The organism is Dokdonia donghaensis DSW-1, from assembly GCF_001653755.1.
Lineage (GTDB): Bacteria > Bacteroidota > Bacteroidia > Flavobacteriales > Flavobacteriaceae > Dokdonia > Dokdonia donghaensis.
In genome coordinates, this window is sequence record NZ_CP015125.1 from 2,980,473 (window position 1) to 2,997,965 (window position 17,493).

Annotated in this window: 6 protein-coding genes; 4 read left to right on the forward strand and 2 right to left on the reverse strand. The window is 37.8% G+C overall.

Annotated features, from left to right (window positions below):
• Positions 1-191 precede the first annotated feature (191 nt).
• The 4 genes from I597_RS13105 (at position 192) to I597_RS13120 (ending at position 14,593) form a co-directional block, all read left to right on the forward strand.
• On the forward strand, positions 192-5,948 hold the full coding sequence (locus I597_RS13105) for a M14 family zinc carboxypeptidase (RefSeq protein ID WP_160268167.1): 5,757 nt from the start codon (positions 192-194) through the stop codon (positions 5,946-5,948).
• A gap of 24 nt (positions 5,949-5,972) precedes the next feature.
• Positions 5,973-6,167, forward strand: coding sequence for a hypothetical protein (locus I597_RS13110; RefSeq protein ID WP_035325161.1), 195 nt, complete (start codon positions 5,973-5,975; stop codon positions 6,165-6,167).
• 323 nt (positions 6,168-6,490) lie between these two features.
• Entirely contained in the window at positions 6,491-12,958 is a 6,468-nt protein-coding gene (locus tag I597_RS13115) for a choice-of-anchor D domain-containing protein (RefSeq protein WP_052111737.1), read from the forward strand.
• A 201-nt stretch (positions 12,959-13,159) separates the two neighbouring features.
• On the forward strand, positions 13,160-14,593 hold the full coding sequence (locus I597_RS13120) for a glycosyltransferase family 2 protein (protein WP_236884372.1): 1,434 nt from the start codon (positions 13,160-13,162) through the stop codon (positions 14,591-14,593).
• 86 nt (positions 14,594-14,679) lie between these two features.
• On the opposite strand, the gene ilvA is transcribed toward I597_RS13120, so the two are convergent.
• Complete coding sequence (gene ilvA / locus I597_RS13125; protein ID WP_035325162.1) at positions 14,680-15,945, reverse strand: threonine ammonia-lyase IlvA; 1,266 nt, start codon at positions 15,943-15,945, stop codon at positions 14,680-14,682.
• Positions 15,946-15,974: 29 nt separating this feature from the next.
• Positions 15,975-17,471 (reverse strand): ketol-acid reductoisomerase, encoded by a 1,497-nt coding sequence (ilvC, locus tag I597_RS13130; protein ID WP_035325163.1) that lies wholly within the window; start codon positions 17,469-17,471, stop codon positions 15,975-15,977.
• Between the last annotated feature and the right edge of the window lie 22 nt (positions 17,472-17,493).

Below are 17,493 nucleotides of genomic sequence, written 5' to 3' on the forward strand. Positions count from 1 at the left end.
TGAAACAAACCTACCTCAAGGTTTTAACCCTTTTTTCTTTACTCATAATTACAACTACTTATAGTAGAGCACAAGAAGTTCATTCACCTACTGAATCTCACAATCATAATTCGCATAATCAAAGTTCTTTATTGAATAATGAAGTTGTAAAGCGTGTTATAATTAATACAACAAACCCTGAAACATTAAAAATGTTATATACAAAAGGGTTTGATTTTGCTTGTGGTAGTAAAGGAGTTGCGACAGGTATTCAAATCGATTTGAATAATAATGAAATTGAGATTCTTGAAGATTTAAATATTCCTTATGAAGTTACTATAGAAAATCTAGTAGACTTTATAAGCGCTAGAAACAATGAAAAACTTCCAGAGGCAAAGGCTCAACTACAACAACTTAAAGACTTGAGTATAGGTTTAAGCCCAAACTCTTCTAAAAGTCTTAACGAGAATACCAGGTCCTTTAGTCAAAGCTCAGAAAGTATTCCTAGTGCAATACAATATGATGGCTGTGCTGAGATAGATTGGACTCCTCAAAACTTCGTACTAGGTAGTATGGGAGGTGCATATAATTATCAGGAGATTTTAGATGAACTAGCAAGGATGCAACAATTGTACCCTAACATTATCTCTGTAGTAAAAGATGCTTCACCTACTAATCAAAAAACACACGGCTACACAGGTACAAATCCAGACATAGATCAACAAACTATGTGGTACGTAAAAATTTCTGATAATCCCGATATGGATGAAGCAGGTGAACCTCAATCATTAATTACGGGTGCCGCACACGCAAGAGAAGTGAGCAGTGTTATGAATATAATTTACTATATGTGGTATATTCTAGAGAGTTATGATTCTGACCCACTTATAAAGAGTATGATTGATCATCAAGAATTATATTTTATACCAGTAATTAATCCTGATGGATATATTTATAATGGAATACAAGCTCCTAATGGTGGTGGAAATCAAAGAAAGAATTTAAGACCGGGTACTGGTAATGGACAATACACACAAGGTGTTGATCTTAACAGAAACTCACCTTACTATTGGGGAATAGATGATAGTGGATCTTCACCTTCTGTTACTGCAGGGACTTATAGAGGTCCTACCCCAGCTTCAGAACCTGAAACACAAATTATTGCAGATTTTATACAAACTAAGGATATTAAACTAGCAGTAAATCATCACTCTGGGTTAAACTCTATCGTTACCTCTTCATATAACGGAAGTACTAGCGCTGCTCCTTCTGGAAGAGAAGATGAGTTTCAAGAACTAATGCAAAATGTTACTCACTACAACCGCTATATTCACGGTTCTGCGCCTAACACTTTATATGAGGCAAATGGTGATTTTAATGACTGGATGCTCGGAGGCCCTCCGGTAACGACTAATCCATCTGGAGGAGGAACTTATACAAATTCTGGTTCAGGCAAAAACATCATCGCATTCACACCAGAAAATGGAGATGAGTTTGCTCCAGATCCTTCTCATATTGTCTCTATTGCAAAAAGAGCATTACGTATGAATTTAATTACAAGTCTCTCTGCAGGTAAGTATGCACAACTACACGACCTTACTAATACAGATATTACTCCCTCTAACCAAACACTTAACTTTGCAGTTGAATATATAGGACAGACACTAGATGACCTTACCCTTACTGTAACACCAGTAAGCTCAAACATTGCCTCTATTACACCACTAAGCGCAACAGCCCTAAACGGAATGGCAAAACTTGAACAACGCGAGGTAAGTTTTCCGATAACATTTAATGGTACGCCACAAGCTAATGAGCTTATTGAATATGAAGTAACATTAAGTAATGGTGATTTTGATATCTATAAGGCGGTATATCGTAAATATTACAATCCGACTGTCGTAATAGATGCAGACGGAATCTCAAACTGGACAGGTAACTGGGTAAATTATACAAATGGATATAATGGTAGTACTAATGCTATATCTGTAGTATCAAGTGGGTCTTATGGGAATAATATAGTAAGAACAACAACTTTGAATAATGCACTAGATTTAAGCGCATCAAATGGGTTTATGATTCAGTTTAATGCCTTTTGGGATATTGAACGTAATTTTGACTTAGTACAGCTTGAAGCTTCAACAGATGGAACAAACTGGACTGCTCTATGTGGTAAATACAATAAACCAGCTGCTCCTACTTCTGTTAATAATCACTTTAATAACACAAAAGGAGGACCTGGAAATCCAAGTAGTCATCAAGAAGATAATGGAACCTATGTATATGATGGTGACCAAATTGTAGGAGGAGCAAACAAATGGGTGATGGAAGAAGTGTTTATTGACTTCGAGAATAACACTCAATTCTTAGGAGAAACTGGAGTGCAACTTCGTTTTAGGTTTGATAGTGACGTAAGTAACATACAAGATGGATATAACACTGATTTTGCTGGTTTTGTATTTGACAACTTCAAAGTTTTGTCTCTTGACTCGTACGCGCCTGAATTATGTGATGATGCAGTAATTAACAACTTTCCTCACACAGAGAGTTTTGAAAACGGCTTAGGTGACTGGTCACAAAACCAAGAGGATGACGGAGATATGTTTCGTTTTTCTGGGGGAACTCCATCCGGAACCACAGGACCAAATAGCGCAAGTAACGGTTCATTCTACCTTTATACAGAAGCTACCGAAGATACTGATGCGCCAGATGAAAATTTAGGTAATAATGCAACTGCTATTCTTACTAGTCCTTGCTTTGATTTATCTAACGCAACAAGTGCCACATTTAACTTTGACTATCATATGTTCGGTAATAATATGGGTAATCTTGTTGTAGAAGTTATAGATGACGAGAGTTTTACTTGGACCCCTCTATTTACACAAAACGGAAGTACTGGAGCAACACAAAACATCTGGAGTTCTGAAAGTGCTGCTCTGACTCCATATTTAGATAAGACTATTAAAATAAGGTTTGTTGCTACAACTGGTAATGGTTTTTCAAGCGATATCGCGATTGATAATCTAGAGCTTACAGCTATAATAGATGATCCAGACAGTGTTCCTCCAGTTGCATCTTGTCAAAATATTACAGTAACATTAGGAGCAGATGGATCTGTAACAATTCTACCTTCTCAAATAGACAATGGATCTACAGATGATAATGCAATAACAGATTTAAGTCTAGATATTGATACATTTGATTGTAGCGATATAGGTGATAACACCGTTACACTTACAGTTACAGACCCAGGAAACAACTCAGATAGTTGTACAGCTACTGTTACTGTCGAGCCATACATCACCCCGCCTGCTAATCTTTCTGCTTCGGCTATTGATGCTACAACGGCAATACTAACTTGGGATGCAACAGTGGGTAGTGACTATAGATTACGCTTTCGCGAAAGCGGAACAACGTCTTGGACCACATCAAATCTCACTACAAATTCATTAAGCTTGGATGCCTTAACTCCAGAAACCACATACGAGGTACAAGTAAGAGCAAATTGTAGTACAGGTAACACGCCATATAGTGCTATAGTAAATTTTACAACAACGGCAATAATGTATTGCGATGCAGCAAGTGCAGATACCTCTGAAGAGTACATTAGCAATGTAACTCTTAATGATGGTACTAACGATATTATTGATAATGACTCTGGAGCAAATACTTTGGGTTATGAAGACTTTACCGCTATCAATGCAAGTATTAAACAAGGTGCTACCTTCTCAATATCAATAACAAAGGAATGGCCTGGAACAAATTATGATGAAGCGCTCGGTGTCTGGATAGATTACAACAGAGATGGAAGTTTTGATGGGGTTAATGAAGAGGTATTTATTCAAGCAGGTAATCAAACAACACCTGTAATTGAAAATAACCTCACAATACCTTTAGATGCAACATTAGGAGAAACAAGAATGCGTGTAATAATGCGTTACCAAGTCACTCCTGAAGCCTGCGGAAACTTCGATTATGGTCAAGTTGAGGATTATACCCTAACAATTTTACCAGCATCGACAGATTATGTGTATGACAACGGGTTATGGACACCAGAAGATCCAAGTGGTATTGCAACTATAGATGACAATATTCAAGTACTATCTGGAACCACAGCCCTAACGGCAAATACTTTCATAAATAATGTAACTGTAAGCCCAGGTGCAACTCTCGATCTAGGCACTACTACCTTATCTACAACAGGTAATATCACAAATACCGGTGCGCTTACGGCTAGCGATGCAACTTTAGAACTAAATGGTACAAGCGCTCAAAGTATTTTTGGTAATGAATTTGAACTAGGTTCACTTACCTTAAATAATCCAGAAGGTGCTATATTATATGCACCATTAAAACTTACAACGCTACTAACACTTACAAATGGTCAACTTAACACAAGTAACCTACTTACGCTAGGCAGTGATGTAAATGGTACTGCTATGGTAGATGTTATTACTGGAGGAAGCATTGTAGGTAACGTTACAACAGAACGTTATATACCGGCAAGAAGAGCCTTTAGATTACTATCAAGCCCTGTTACTTCTTCAACAAGTATTAATACAAACTGGCAAGAAGATAGTAACAACACAGGTATTAACTACCCAACAGATAATGTAGATCCTAATCCAGGTTATGGTACCCACATTACAGGCTCTACCACTGGAGAAAATGGTTTTGACGCTACAGGTTCTGGTAACCCTTCACTCTTTGCTCTTAATAATGGAGCACAAGTTTGGGAGGCTATTACAAATACGGATGTAACGACACTTACAGCGGGAACTCCATTACGACTTATGGTACGAGGTGATAGAAGTATAGACCTGACAACTAATGCTGCTACACCTTCTAACACGACACTTAGAAGCACTGGAACGCTGGCAACTGCAACTATCCAAACCACTGGAGCAGACCTAAACCATAATGCAGGAGCTTTTAACTTTATTGGTAATCCATATCAGGCATCTGTAAACGTAAACGATGTACTTGCTGGATCTAATAACATAAAGGCAAGTGAAGTATGGGTATGGGACGCAACCCTTGGTGCTAGAGGACAGTATGTAACCGTATTACTAGATGGAACTGGCTCTAGCAATGGTGCTACTTCAAAAAGCTACCATTACATACAACCAGGACAGTCATTCTTTACAGCTACTGAAAATACTGTAGGAGATAACTCTACGTCTGTTGTGTTTAATGAGACAGATAAAGCTGTTGGCCACGATGTAACTGTTTTCAACAATAATGCAACGACGTTTGCTAGCTCGTCACAACTTATCGCAAAACTTTATAGAACCGACAGGTACGGTACCGATGCAGGTTTACAAGACAATTTTGTAATTCTTTATGATAACAATTACAGTAATGAGTTAACTAGTGAAGATGTATCAAAGTTTTATAACATCGATGAAAATATGGGAATCTTAAAAGAAGGTACCCTACTTAGTGTAGATAAACTTGCTATGCCTACAGAAAATGATCAAGTAAAACTCTATAATGCCTTATACAGAGTATCTAATTATACATTAGATATTACAGTAAACGGTTTTAATGAAGTTACACCTTATCTAGAGGATACCTACACAGGGGAGCTTACAATGCTAGAGAATGGTCTTAACACGATAGCTTTTTCTGTAGATGAAACTATAGATGCAAGTATAGACGCTACTCGATTTAAAATAGTTTATCAAGCACAAGCGCTATCTACAGAAGGTAATGATGCCATAGATTTTGCAATGTACCCTAACCCAGTAACAGATGGGACATTATCTCTTACAGCTACAAAACTTGCAGGATTAACTGTAGATGTTACCATTACAAATCTCTTAGGGCAGCAAGTCATTGCACAACCAGTTTCATTTACTGGCGCTACCGCTACCCTAACTAATTTACATAACCTAAAAGCAGGTGTTTATATCCTATCCATTACAAGTCAAGATGTAGCTATATCGCACAGAATTGTAATTCAATAAAAACACCAACTTAAACTTACAATAATGAAAAATTCAATATTCAAAAAATATATGTTAAGCACCTTGTTTATCGTTTGTATATCAACAAGTGCCTCTGCTCAAATTAGTTTTGGCAATGATGTAAATGATCAGGCGCCTGCAGCACCCATAGACGGTTTTGTAACCGTAGGTATTGTAGCTGGAGCATTCCTAGGCTTACGGAAAAGATTTAAAGATTAATTTTAAATATTATTAGAAAAAGGAGAAGTTATCTTAGTATAACTTCTCCTTTTTGTTGCGCTTTCGCGAAAGCGTAAACAGTCTAATTGTAAAATTTACTGGAATACATATGTATTTCATCGATGATAAAATACACCTTATCTATAATAAATAAGCATAAATTAAGTGATAATTTCTAAAAATCATCGATGAAATACACAAATTACAGTTGAATTACACAATTTTAACACTTTTTAACTGTTTTAATGGTGGAAATTAGTAATTTAGCGATCCCAACTATTTTCAATGATCCTAAGGTTCCTTTAAAAGACAATATTTACATTATGAAAAAAACTACTCTAAGTCGAGTAATTGGCTTAACGTCCCTCATTCTTTTCATTACTCTCGCTGTACATACAAGTAGTGCCCAAACAGTACTTTTTAATGCAGATTTTAATAACACTGTAGGAGATAATGCTTGGACTAATAGTGCTGGAAATACTAATGGAGCTTTTTTAATTCAAGCAGCATTCGGCTATGTTATTAACACACCACACAATAACTATAATAATAATACACGTATTGGTATAGAGAGCCCTTCAATAGACTTCTCTGGTTATAATAACCTTACTTTTGATATAGAGCGATATATAAATACAGAAGCTGGTTGGGATGGTGCTCAAATACAATACAGCATAGGCGGAGGTGCCTGGACCGTGCTTGGCTCTGCTGCATCAGGATATTATAATGATACAGATGTAGATGGTATTGCAAATAATTCTGATGGCTGGTCTGGTAATGTAAATGCTTTTACGGCCGCAAATCAATTAAACTTAAGCGCTTTAGACCCCGCTTTTGACGGAGCTACAAACGTGAGATTTAGAATCTTTTTTGCTTCAGATAATTTTGTTGCAGATGACGGAGTAGCATTTAGAAATGTAATTGTAAGGGGTACCTTAAGTACTCCTCAACCAGAAATAGCCATCTCTGGACAAGGCATTGTAATACCTGATGGAGATACAACTCCAGCTGTTAATGACGATACAGACTACGGAACAATAACTGCAGGAACTACGCTAAATCATACATTTACGATTACAAATTCTGGTACAGCGGTGCTCAACTTGTCTGGTTGGACTCTAGGAGGAACAAACCCAGGTGAATTTACCATTACCACCCCCCCACCGGCGACTATAGCAGCCGGAGCATCTGCAACATTTGTAATAACTTATAATCCTACTCTAGGAGGAACCCACGACGCAACTTTTACTGTTACCAACAATGATAGTAATGAAAATCCTTATAATTTTAGTATAACGGGTGAGTCAGAGGGTCCTCAACCAGAAATAGCTATTGATGGTTTAGGAAATCAAGTTACTGATGGGAGTACAACCCCTGTCGTTAGTAACGCAACAGATTTTGGAACAAGTCTTATCGGTAACTCTAAGGTTAGTACGTTTAACATAAATAATATAGGTTCGGCGAATTTGTTACTTACAGGAGCTTCTCCGTATATTACAATTACTGGGACCAATGCTGCCTATTTTTCAGTTAGCCAAGTTCCATCAAATTCTATTATACCAGGAGGAGGATCCACTACTTTTGAAATCACCTATACACCTGCTTTACCTGGTCCTCACACAGCGACTGTAAGTATTTCTAATAATGATAGTGATGAAAACCCGTTCAATTTTTCTATAGCTGGACAAGGAGTAATTACTACTTCTCCAGAAATCGATATATCAGGAAACGGCGTGACCATAGTAGATGGAGACACTACCCCTTCTACAGCAGATAATACAGACTATGGTAACACTTTTATAGGCTTATCTACCACTAAGGATTTCCTTATTACAAACTCTGGAACGAGTGACCTCGTATTAAACGGAACACCTTTAGTTGAAATCACTGGTGGAGGTAGTGGAAACTTTAGTGTTTCATCACTTCCAGATACTGTGATTCCCGCAGGAGGATCAACTAGTTTTCAAATCACATATTTCCCAGGAGCCGTAGGAACACATAATCCTGCAGTAAGAGTTAGCTCTAATGACAGTGATGAAGGTAATTATACTTTTGAGCTTTTAGGAACATCATCTATTGACACTACACCACAATATACTATTTATCACGAAGGCTTTGATATAAATGACGGAGGTTGGACTGCCAGTAACCCTGGAGGGAATTCTGTATGGACATATGGATCAAATGGTATAGAACCAGGTACAGAAGGTGACTACTGGTACACCACAAATTATGCTAATTATGCATCTAATTCTAACACATATGCCACAAGTCCAACAATTGACTTAACTGGATATCAAAATTTAAAACTGCAAATAGATATACGCTATAGAACCCCTGAGAATAATGATGGGATGCGCGTAGAGTATTTTGATGGCGCAACTTGGACTGTTCTAGGCGCATATAATGCCACTCCCGTTGACAACTGGTATAATTCTACAAATGTTATTGCTTTTGGTAGTGGAGCAGATGGATGGTCTGGAGTAAATACAGAAGGTGCAGGGTCTGGTCGTTCTAATTTTGTAAGAGCTTCAATAGCCTTACCTCCCACTCTTAACAACAATGCCTCTACAAGACTTCGTGTACAATTTAGATCTAATGGATCGACTGAATCTGTAGGAGTGAATTTTGACAATGTAGTAGTACAAGGAGACCCAATAATACCATTTTCAAATCCATCAGAAGGACCAGCTAGTATAACATCCAATCTAAAACTTTGGTTAAAGTCTAATGCAGGTACAGGCGCCACCACTTCAGGAAGTCAAATAAATACTTGGAGTGATATTGCTTTTGATAATGATGCAGAGATTGCTAACAATGCTGCTCCTATTTATTATAATAGTAGTGTTGAAAACATCAATCATAATCCTGTAATAAATTTTGATACAACAAATGATACCCAGCTCAAAGGAAAGGGTGGGTATTATACTGACGAATACTGGGTCGTTATACAATCTGATGGTACGATTAATAGTAGTACAAATCAAGAAGGTGTTTTAAGTGGGCGAATTACAGATGAGCAATTTGGTGAAGACGGTACAGGGCTTTGGATTAATCCAGGATCGGTTCGTTTTACCGGACAAGACAACATCATAAGTCATATGATAGGTTCTACACCATCAAATACTTCATCTGGGAGTGATGGAAGTTACGGTAGAGCATATGTAAGCTCTACAGATTCGATGGATAATGAGGTATTGATTTTAAATGTAAAATATAACTCAGCAACAAACCAGTCTGAAATTTATAGAAATGGTAAGAAAATTGACAACTACACGGGTAGAGCTTATAACCAATCAAACGGTACAATTGGTGGTAATCTAACCTATAGTAAAGTTAGAAACTCAAACTATGTACTGGGAGTGGGAAGAATCACAGTTGCTGGTACGCCATATGACTCTCACTTTAATGGAAAAATGACAGAATTTATTAGCTATGCAGTATCTAATTCTAATTTGGATCAGAAAAAACTACAGTCGTATCTTGCTCTTAAAAATGGCGTTACTTTACACAGTATAAATAGTAGTACTACTTCTAGAGAAGGTGATGAAGATTATGTCGATACTGATGGTAATGTCATATGGGATACCGCAGTAAATACAGGATATACTTACGACATAGCTGGTATAGGAAGAGATGATGATGCAACACTTAACCAAAAGCAATCTACATCAAGTAATCCAGGCGCTATAATTACTATGGGACTTACGGATATTTATGATACAAATTCTGATAACATTACAAGTAATGCAAATACATTTACAGATAAGAACTTCCTTATATGGGGTAACAATAACGAATCGCTAGCAGCAGCAGCACCTATTTCTGTTGATATGAGTAATGGTATTGCTGGTTTATCTACGCTGGTAGATTTTACCGCGATTAGAAGAACTTGGAAGGTAGTTGAGACTGGATCTGTAGGTGAAGTGAAAATTTCAATTCCAGAAGTAAGCTTAACAGCAACTATAACACCTCCTGGAAATTTCTTAATGTTTGTATCCGACACTCCCTCATTTAGTCCAACTTCAGAATACAGAATTATGAACGTCGTAGGTGATAACCTTGAGACTACCTATGATTTTGATGGCACTAAATATATCACTTTCGGTTACGCTCCTGAGTACTATTATGAGCGTTCAATTACCTTCGATGGTGTAAGAGACTATATGGATGCAGATGATGTTGCAGATTTAACCGGACCATTTACTATTTCTGCTTGGGTAAAAAGAGGACCCAACTCCGGTAACAGAGAGATTATTTCAAAACGTAATGTTGCTTTTACAGAAGGCTACTCTTTAAGATTAAACGGGACTTTTAGACCACGTATACAGTGGAAAGATGCTGGTGGCACAACTCGTGCTCTCAATGCCTCAATACCACTACCACAAGACGAGTGGCATCACGTTGCAGTTATTTACAATGGAACTAGAGTCACATTTTATATAGACGGCATACAAGATAATGGTGCTAACATAGTAGGTCCTGTAGCTTCAAGCCAGCATCTCCTTATTGGAGCAACGGACCACGCAAGTCCTTCAAACTTTTTTGATGGAACTATAGACGAGGTAAGGATTTGGAATGATGACCTTACACAGCAGCAGCTCCAATTTATAATGAACCAAGAAATTGAAAGGTTTACAGATGCCTCTGTAGTAGGGAAAATTATACCTCAAAATATTTCTAAAAATGAAGTAGCTACTATTCCTTGGAGCAATTTAGAGTTATATCTACCTATGAATAGGTACACGTTTACAAATGTTAAAGATGAGTCTGACAACAACCACGTGGCTGCTATAAAAAATCTAGAAACCGTAGATTTCCAAACAGCACCTCTACCATATGTTTCTGAAACTAATGGGGACTGGACTAATAGCAACACTTGGGAGAATGGTAGTACACAACAGATACCTGGCGCTGTTTCGATAGTAGATTCTAATGAGACTATAGACTGGAACATTGTTCAAACTTCACATAATGTAACTACTAATGAAAATAATACTGTTCTGGGTCTTGATATTAGATCTAACGAATTAAGTATTGAAAATGACAGTAAGATTGAAGTATCACATTATCTTAAATTAGATGGTTTAATGGATTTAGTTGGCGAGTCTCAACTTATCCAAACTGAAAATAGTGACCTAGACTTAGCTAGTTCTGGTAGGCTAGAAAAAGATCAACAAGGAACATCAGACACCTACTCGTATAACGTTTGGTCTTCGCCAGTTGGTCTTGTAAATACAAGCACTATAAATCAAGGTCATTCTATTTCTACTATAATGAATGATAGTACAGACCCTAATAACCCAGCAGCGATGACTTTTGCAACTGGATATAATGGAGCACCAACCTCTCCTGTAACAATAAGTGACTTTTGGTTATTTACATATCGAAACAATCTTGCAAACACCTACAGTGCTTGGGAGCATATAGGTAACGCCGGAAACTTAGTTGCGGGTGATGGATACACGATGAAGGGACCAGGTACTGGAGCAGTACCAGACCCACAGAATTATACATTTATAGGAAAACCTAATAATGGAACAACAGCAGAGCCTATAAATAAAACAATTAACGCAGGTAATCAATATCTTGTTGGTAATCCATTCCCATCTGCTATAGATGCAAATACATTTATAAATGATAACCCTCATCTTACTGGAACCTTACTTTTCTGGGAGCATTGGGGAGGCGGAAGCCACTACCTGTCAGATTATCAAGCAGGGTATGCTTTATATACCTTAAGTGGTGGTACACCAGCAGTAAGCCATCCAGCTGTAAGTCAAACTGGATCTGGAACTAAAACACCAACTCGTTTTATAGCAGTTGGCCAAGGGTTCTTTGTTGAGGCTGTATCAACCGGCACTACTACTTTTAACAACAGACAGAGAGCGTTTGCAAAAGAGAGTACCTCTTCTACATTCTTCTTTAATTCTGATCAAGAAGAAGATACAGATGATAGTAACATTGAAGATGCCGTAGTACAGGAAGAAGATCTTAGAGAGAAGTTTAGAATAGGATTTGATTCACCTAGTCAATTCCATAGACAATTGCTTATGACAATTGATGAAAACACAACTTTTGACTATGACAGAGCTTATGATGGCGTTATCACATCAAATCCTACTGAGGATATGACTTGGATGCTCGAAGATGAAATGGCTATCATATTAGGAGTGCCAGCTATCGAAAACGATCGTCAATTTCCGGTAAGAGTTACTTTACCTATAGATGGGGAGATATCAATAGGACTAGATGATTTAGAAAATGTTAATACAGATAATGTATCTGTTTATGTACTTGATGAACTTTTAGGTACTACAACAGAAATTACAAATCTTCAAGACAAGTATACCATAACACTCTCTGCTGGCACTTATGAAGATAGATTTTACATCGTTTTCCAAAGAGCAGAAAGTGAAGACCAAGAGGAAGAAGAAACTACAGATGAAGAAGAGCAAGAACAAACTGAAGAGGAAACTACAGAAGATGACGAAGTAGCTCAAGATACAGATGTAGAAGAAGAAGTCGTAATTGAAGACACTTTTGAATCAGACTCTATTAGTGTTTATTTTAATACAGATTCACAAGCAATCATAATTGACAAGTCTCAAGATTACGAAATAAAATCGCTGCAGTTGTTCAATATTCTAGGGCAACTTATAAAAGATTGGACTCCAGATAATGAAGCTACACATATAGAACTCCCTGTTCTAGACGTTGCTTCAGGGGCATATATTCTTAATATAGAAAAGCCACAAACTATGGAGACTCAAAAATTAATTATTCACTAGCATTGCTTATATAAGCAAGGTATTATAAAGGCTTCCATCTGGAAGCCTTTATTTTTTTTCGCTTTTTCCCTATTTTAACATCTAGCACTAATAAATCTTAGGGTAAAGTTAATTACAGTATATAGATGTTAAATAACATTCACTCGGTAGTCCAAAGATTCTCAACTGGCGTAAAACCATTCAAACCATTGTTAAACTTGAATGAATCCAGATATGAATATAACAACCAATCCATCAAGAGAAATTCCCACAACTGTATCTCAAAATAAAGAACATAACCCGCATAACTCTTTACAGAAAAACTCAAAAAACCCTTGGGGAGTATTTGTACTTCTAGCAACTTTTTTACTTCTAGCCGTTTCGGCATATATCGCATATATGCTTCGTTATGATTTTTCACAATTAGACTTTGAGCGTAAGAGCTCGATATTTGGTTATGGCTTTATGACCTTTGCTTCTACCCTACTCGTTTTTAAAAGTGGCTTCTTTATCTATACTTTATATCACTATTTTAAATACAAACCTGTAGCATCAGTAAGTGATCAAGAGCTACCTACTTGTACAGTAATAGTTCCAGCATACAACGAAGGAAAACAAGTATATGCAACCCTCAAAAGTCTTGCAGCTAGTGATTACCCTATGCACAAACTAGAACTACTTTCTATAGACGATGGTAGTCAAGACGACACTTGGTACTGGATGCAAAAAGCAAAAAAAGAGCTAGGTGATCGAGTTTCCATCTGCCAGCAGCCTAAAAATATGGGAAAACGTCACGCCTTATATAGAGGTTTTAATGAAGGAAAAGGTGACATCTTCATCACAGTAGACAGTGACTCTATAGTAGATTCAAGCACCTTAAGACTATTAGTAAGCCCTTTTATAGGTAATAAAAAGTGTGGAGCCGTAGCAGGAAACATACGCGTGCTCAATAAAGAAAGAGCCCTATTGCCTAAAATGCTAGATGTTAGTTTTACCCTTAGTTTTGAATTTGTGAGAAGCGCAGAGAGTAATGTAAACAGTGTTCTTTGCACACCAGGTGCACTAGCTGCATATAGAAGAGATGCTGTGTTTGCTTGCCTAGATGAATGGATTGATCAAAAGTTTATGGGCAAATCTTCAGACATAGGCGAGGACAGAGCGCTTACTAATATGATCCTTAGACAAGGACTACACGTGCTTTTCCAAAAAAATGCATATGCTTATACTAACGTTCCAGAAAAGTACAAAGGTCTTTATAAAATGTACATAAGATGGGGACGTAGTAACGTAAGAGAAAACCTAGCTATGGCAAAGTATGTGTTTACAAACTTCAGAAAAGAGTCTAAAGTAGGCGCAAGATTGTTATTTGTAAATCAGTTTTTAACTATTTTAATGAGTTACCCGTTTCTCATATTTATGCTCCTATTTGTAGCAACACATCCCATTTTATTTTTGACATCAACTCTAGTAAGTATTTTAATTGTCACCACTTTTCCGGCTTTATTTTATGCAAGAAAGTACACTCCATCTGAGTCATTCTGGGCATATACTTACAGTCTTGTCTATACCTTTGGTTTATTTTGGATAACTCCATATGCCATTGCCACCGCAGGTAAAAGCGGCTGGTTAACACGTAGTTTACCGCAAGCAGCATAGGTACGATGTATAAAAAAAAAGCCCTCATTATTATTAATGAGGGCTTTTTATTTTTATAGATAATTACGCTTTCGCGAAAGCGTAACTCAAACCAATAATTGAAACAACTCGGGTTTATCATTAAGATATTCACCAAAGAACTTACGCTTATGCATTCTCTCTACTAGAGGTTCCAGATCTTCTGGAGATTTTATCTCAATACCCACAATAGCTGGGCCTTGCTCCCTACTGGTCTTTTTTGAATACTCAAAATAGGTGATATCGTCTGTACTACTTAGCACATCTGCAACAAACTCTTTAAGAGCGCCCGCTCGCTGCGGAAATTTAATAATAAAATAGTGCTTTAACCCTTGATATAAGAGTGCTCGTTCTTTAATCTCTGGAGTTCTGGTAATGTCATTATTACTACCACTTACTACACAGGCTATATTCTTACCACGTATCTCCTCTTTAAATTGATCTAAAACTGCGAGAGTAAGTGCTCCTGCAGGTTCTACTACAATGGCATCTCTGTTGTACAGATCTAGTATAGTCTGGCATATTTTACCCTCTGGCACGCTCACAACTCGATCTACTAGCTGCTGGACGATACTAAAGTTGCGTTCTCCTACTCGTTGTACAGCGGCACCATCTACAAACTTGTCTATCTCTGTTAAGGTGGTATTCTCTTTTTGTAAAAGAGAATTCATCATCGCAGGTGCTCCTCCAGGCTCTACACCTATAATTTTTGTTTTGGGAGAAAGATGATGAAACACACTAGATAATCCTGCGATAAGGCCACCGCCGCCCACTGGTACAAATACATAATCCAGCGGCTTTTCTGACTGGGTTACCATCTCAAGACCTACTGTAGCCTGTCCTTCTATAATTTTCTCATCATCAAAGGGGTGCACAAAGGTTTTGTGTTGTGATATGCAAGCTTCACTTGCTTTTGCATAGGCATCATCAAAGGTGTCACCAGTGAGTACCACCTCAACCCAAGTGTCGCCAAACATTTGTACCTGCTCTACCTTTTGTTTTGGGGTAGTTGCAGGCATATAGATGGCCCCTTTTATATGAAGTTTTGCACAACTCAGGGCTACACCTTGTGCGTGGTTACCAGCACTTGCACAAACAATACCTGCTTGCTTCTGCTCATCTGTAAGCGTACTTATTTTATTAAACGCACCACGTATTTTATAGCTACGTACCTGCTGTAAGTCCTCACGCTTTAAAAACACCTCTGCCTCATACTTTTTTGAGTATGTAAAACTGCGCATAAACGGTGTCTTTGTGACCACTTTGCGCACCCTGTTTGCCGCATCTGTTACAGATTTGAGTGTGGGTATGTATGTTTTGAGCGTTTCTTCCATAAGTATCCACCGTGAGGTGGGAATAAGTACTAGCTTAGAACAGCTTCTTGCTCTTCGGTTTTTACCTTTTTCATTGCAACCATTGCTTTACGTAGGGTTGCTCCTATTTCTTCTACAGGATGATTACGTATGGCATCATTTACAGCAATGAGCTCTTGATTATCTACTCCATTATCGTGAGTAAAAGAAGCGCCTATAATATCTGTATCAACAGTTTTCATAAAGTCTGTAAGGAGTGGTTTACAGGCGTGATCAAAAAGATAACAACCATACTCTGCCGTGTCAGAAATAATACGATTCATCTCAAAAAGCTTCTTTCTTGCGATGGTATTTGCAATAAGTGGTGTCTCGTGTAGTGACTCATAATAAGCACTTTCTTCTATAATACCTGCAGCTGTCATCGTTTCAAACGCTAGCTCTACACCAGCCTTTACCATTGCTACCATAAGCACACCGTGATCAAAATACTCTTGCTCACTTATCTCTTGTGATGTGATTTCTTGCTTTTCGAAGTTGGTCTCACCTGTTGCTGCTCTCCAGGTGTGAAGATTTTTATCATCTGCAGCCCAGTCTTCCATCATAGTTTTTGAGAAGTGACCAGAGATAATATCATCCATATGCTTCTCAAAAAGTGGTCTCATTATATCCTTAAGCTCTTCTGATAGGTTATATGCTTTAATCTTAGACGGGTTATCTAGACGATCCATCATATTTGTGATACCACCGTGCTTAAGTGCTTCTGTAATAGTCTCCCATCCATACTGTATGAGTTTACCTGCATATGCCGGGTCTATACCCTTCTCTACCATTTTATCAAAACAGAGTATTGATCCCGTTTGTAACACACCACATAAGATGGTTTGCTCGCCCATAAGATCAGACTTTACCTCTGCCACAAAAGAAGATTCTAGCACACCTGCTCTGTGACCACCTGTAGCCGCTGCATATGCTTTAGCTTGAGCAAGCCCCTTTCCTTCTGGATCATTATCTGGGTGTACTGCGATAAGTGTAGGTACGCCAAAACCTCTTTTATATTCCTCACGTACCTCAGACCCTGGACACTTAGGAGCTACCATAATTACCGTAAGGTCATCACGTACCTGCATCCCTTCTTCTACAATATTAAAACCGTGAGAATAAGCAAGAGTAGCCCCTTGCTTCATAAGTGGCATAACTGCTTTTACTACTGCCGTATGCTGCTTATCTGGAGTAAGGTTTAAAACTAGATCTGCCGTAGGGATTAATTCTTCATAAGTTCCTACCGTAAAACCATTTGAGGTTGCATTTTTATAAGACTGGCGCTTTTCTGTAATTGCTCCTTCTCTTAATGCATAAGAAATATCACAGCCGCTATCTCTCATATTAAGACCTTGGTTAAGTCCTTGTGCACCGCACCCTACAATCACGATTTTCTTATCTGCAATGGCAGCAATACCATCTTCAAACTCACTGGCATCCATAAAGCGGCATTTTCCCAGTTGTGATAATTGATCCCTTAGTGGTAATGTGTTAAAATAATTTTTCATTGTAATTACATTGCGGAGAATT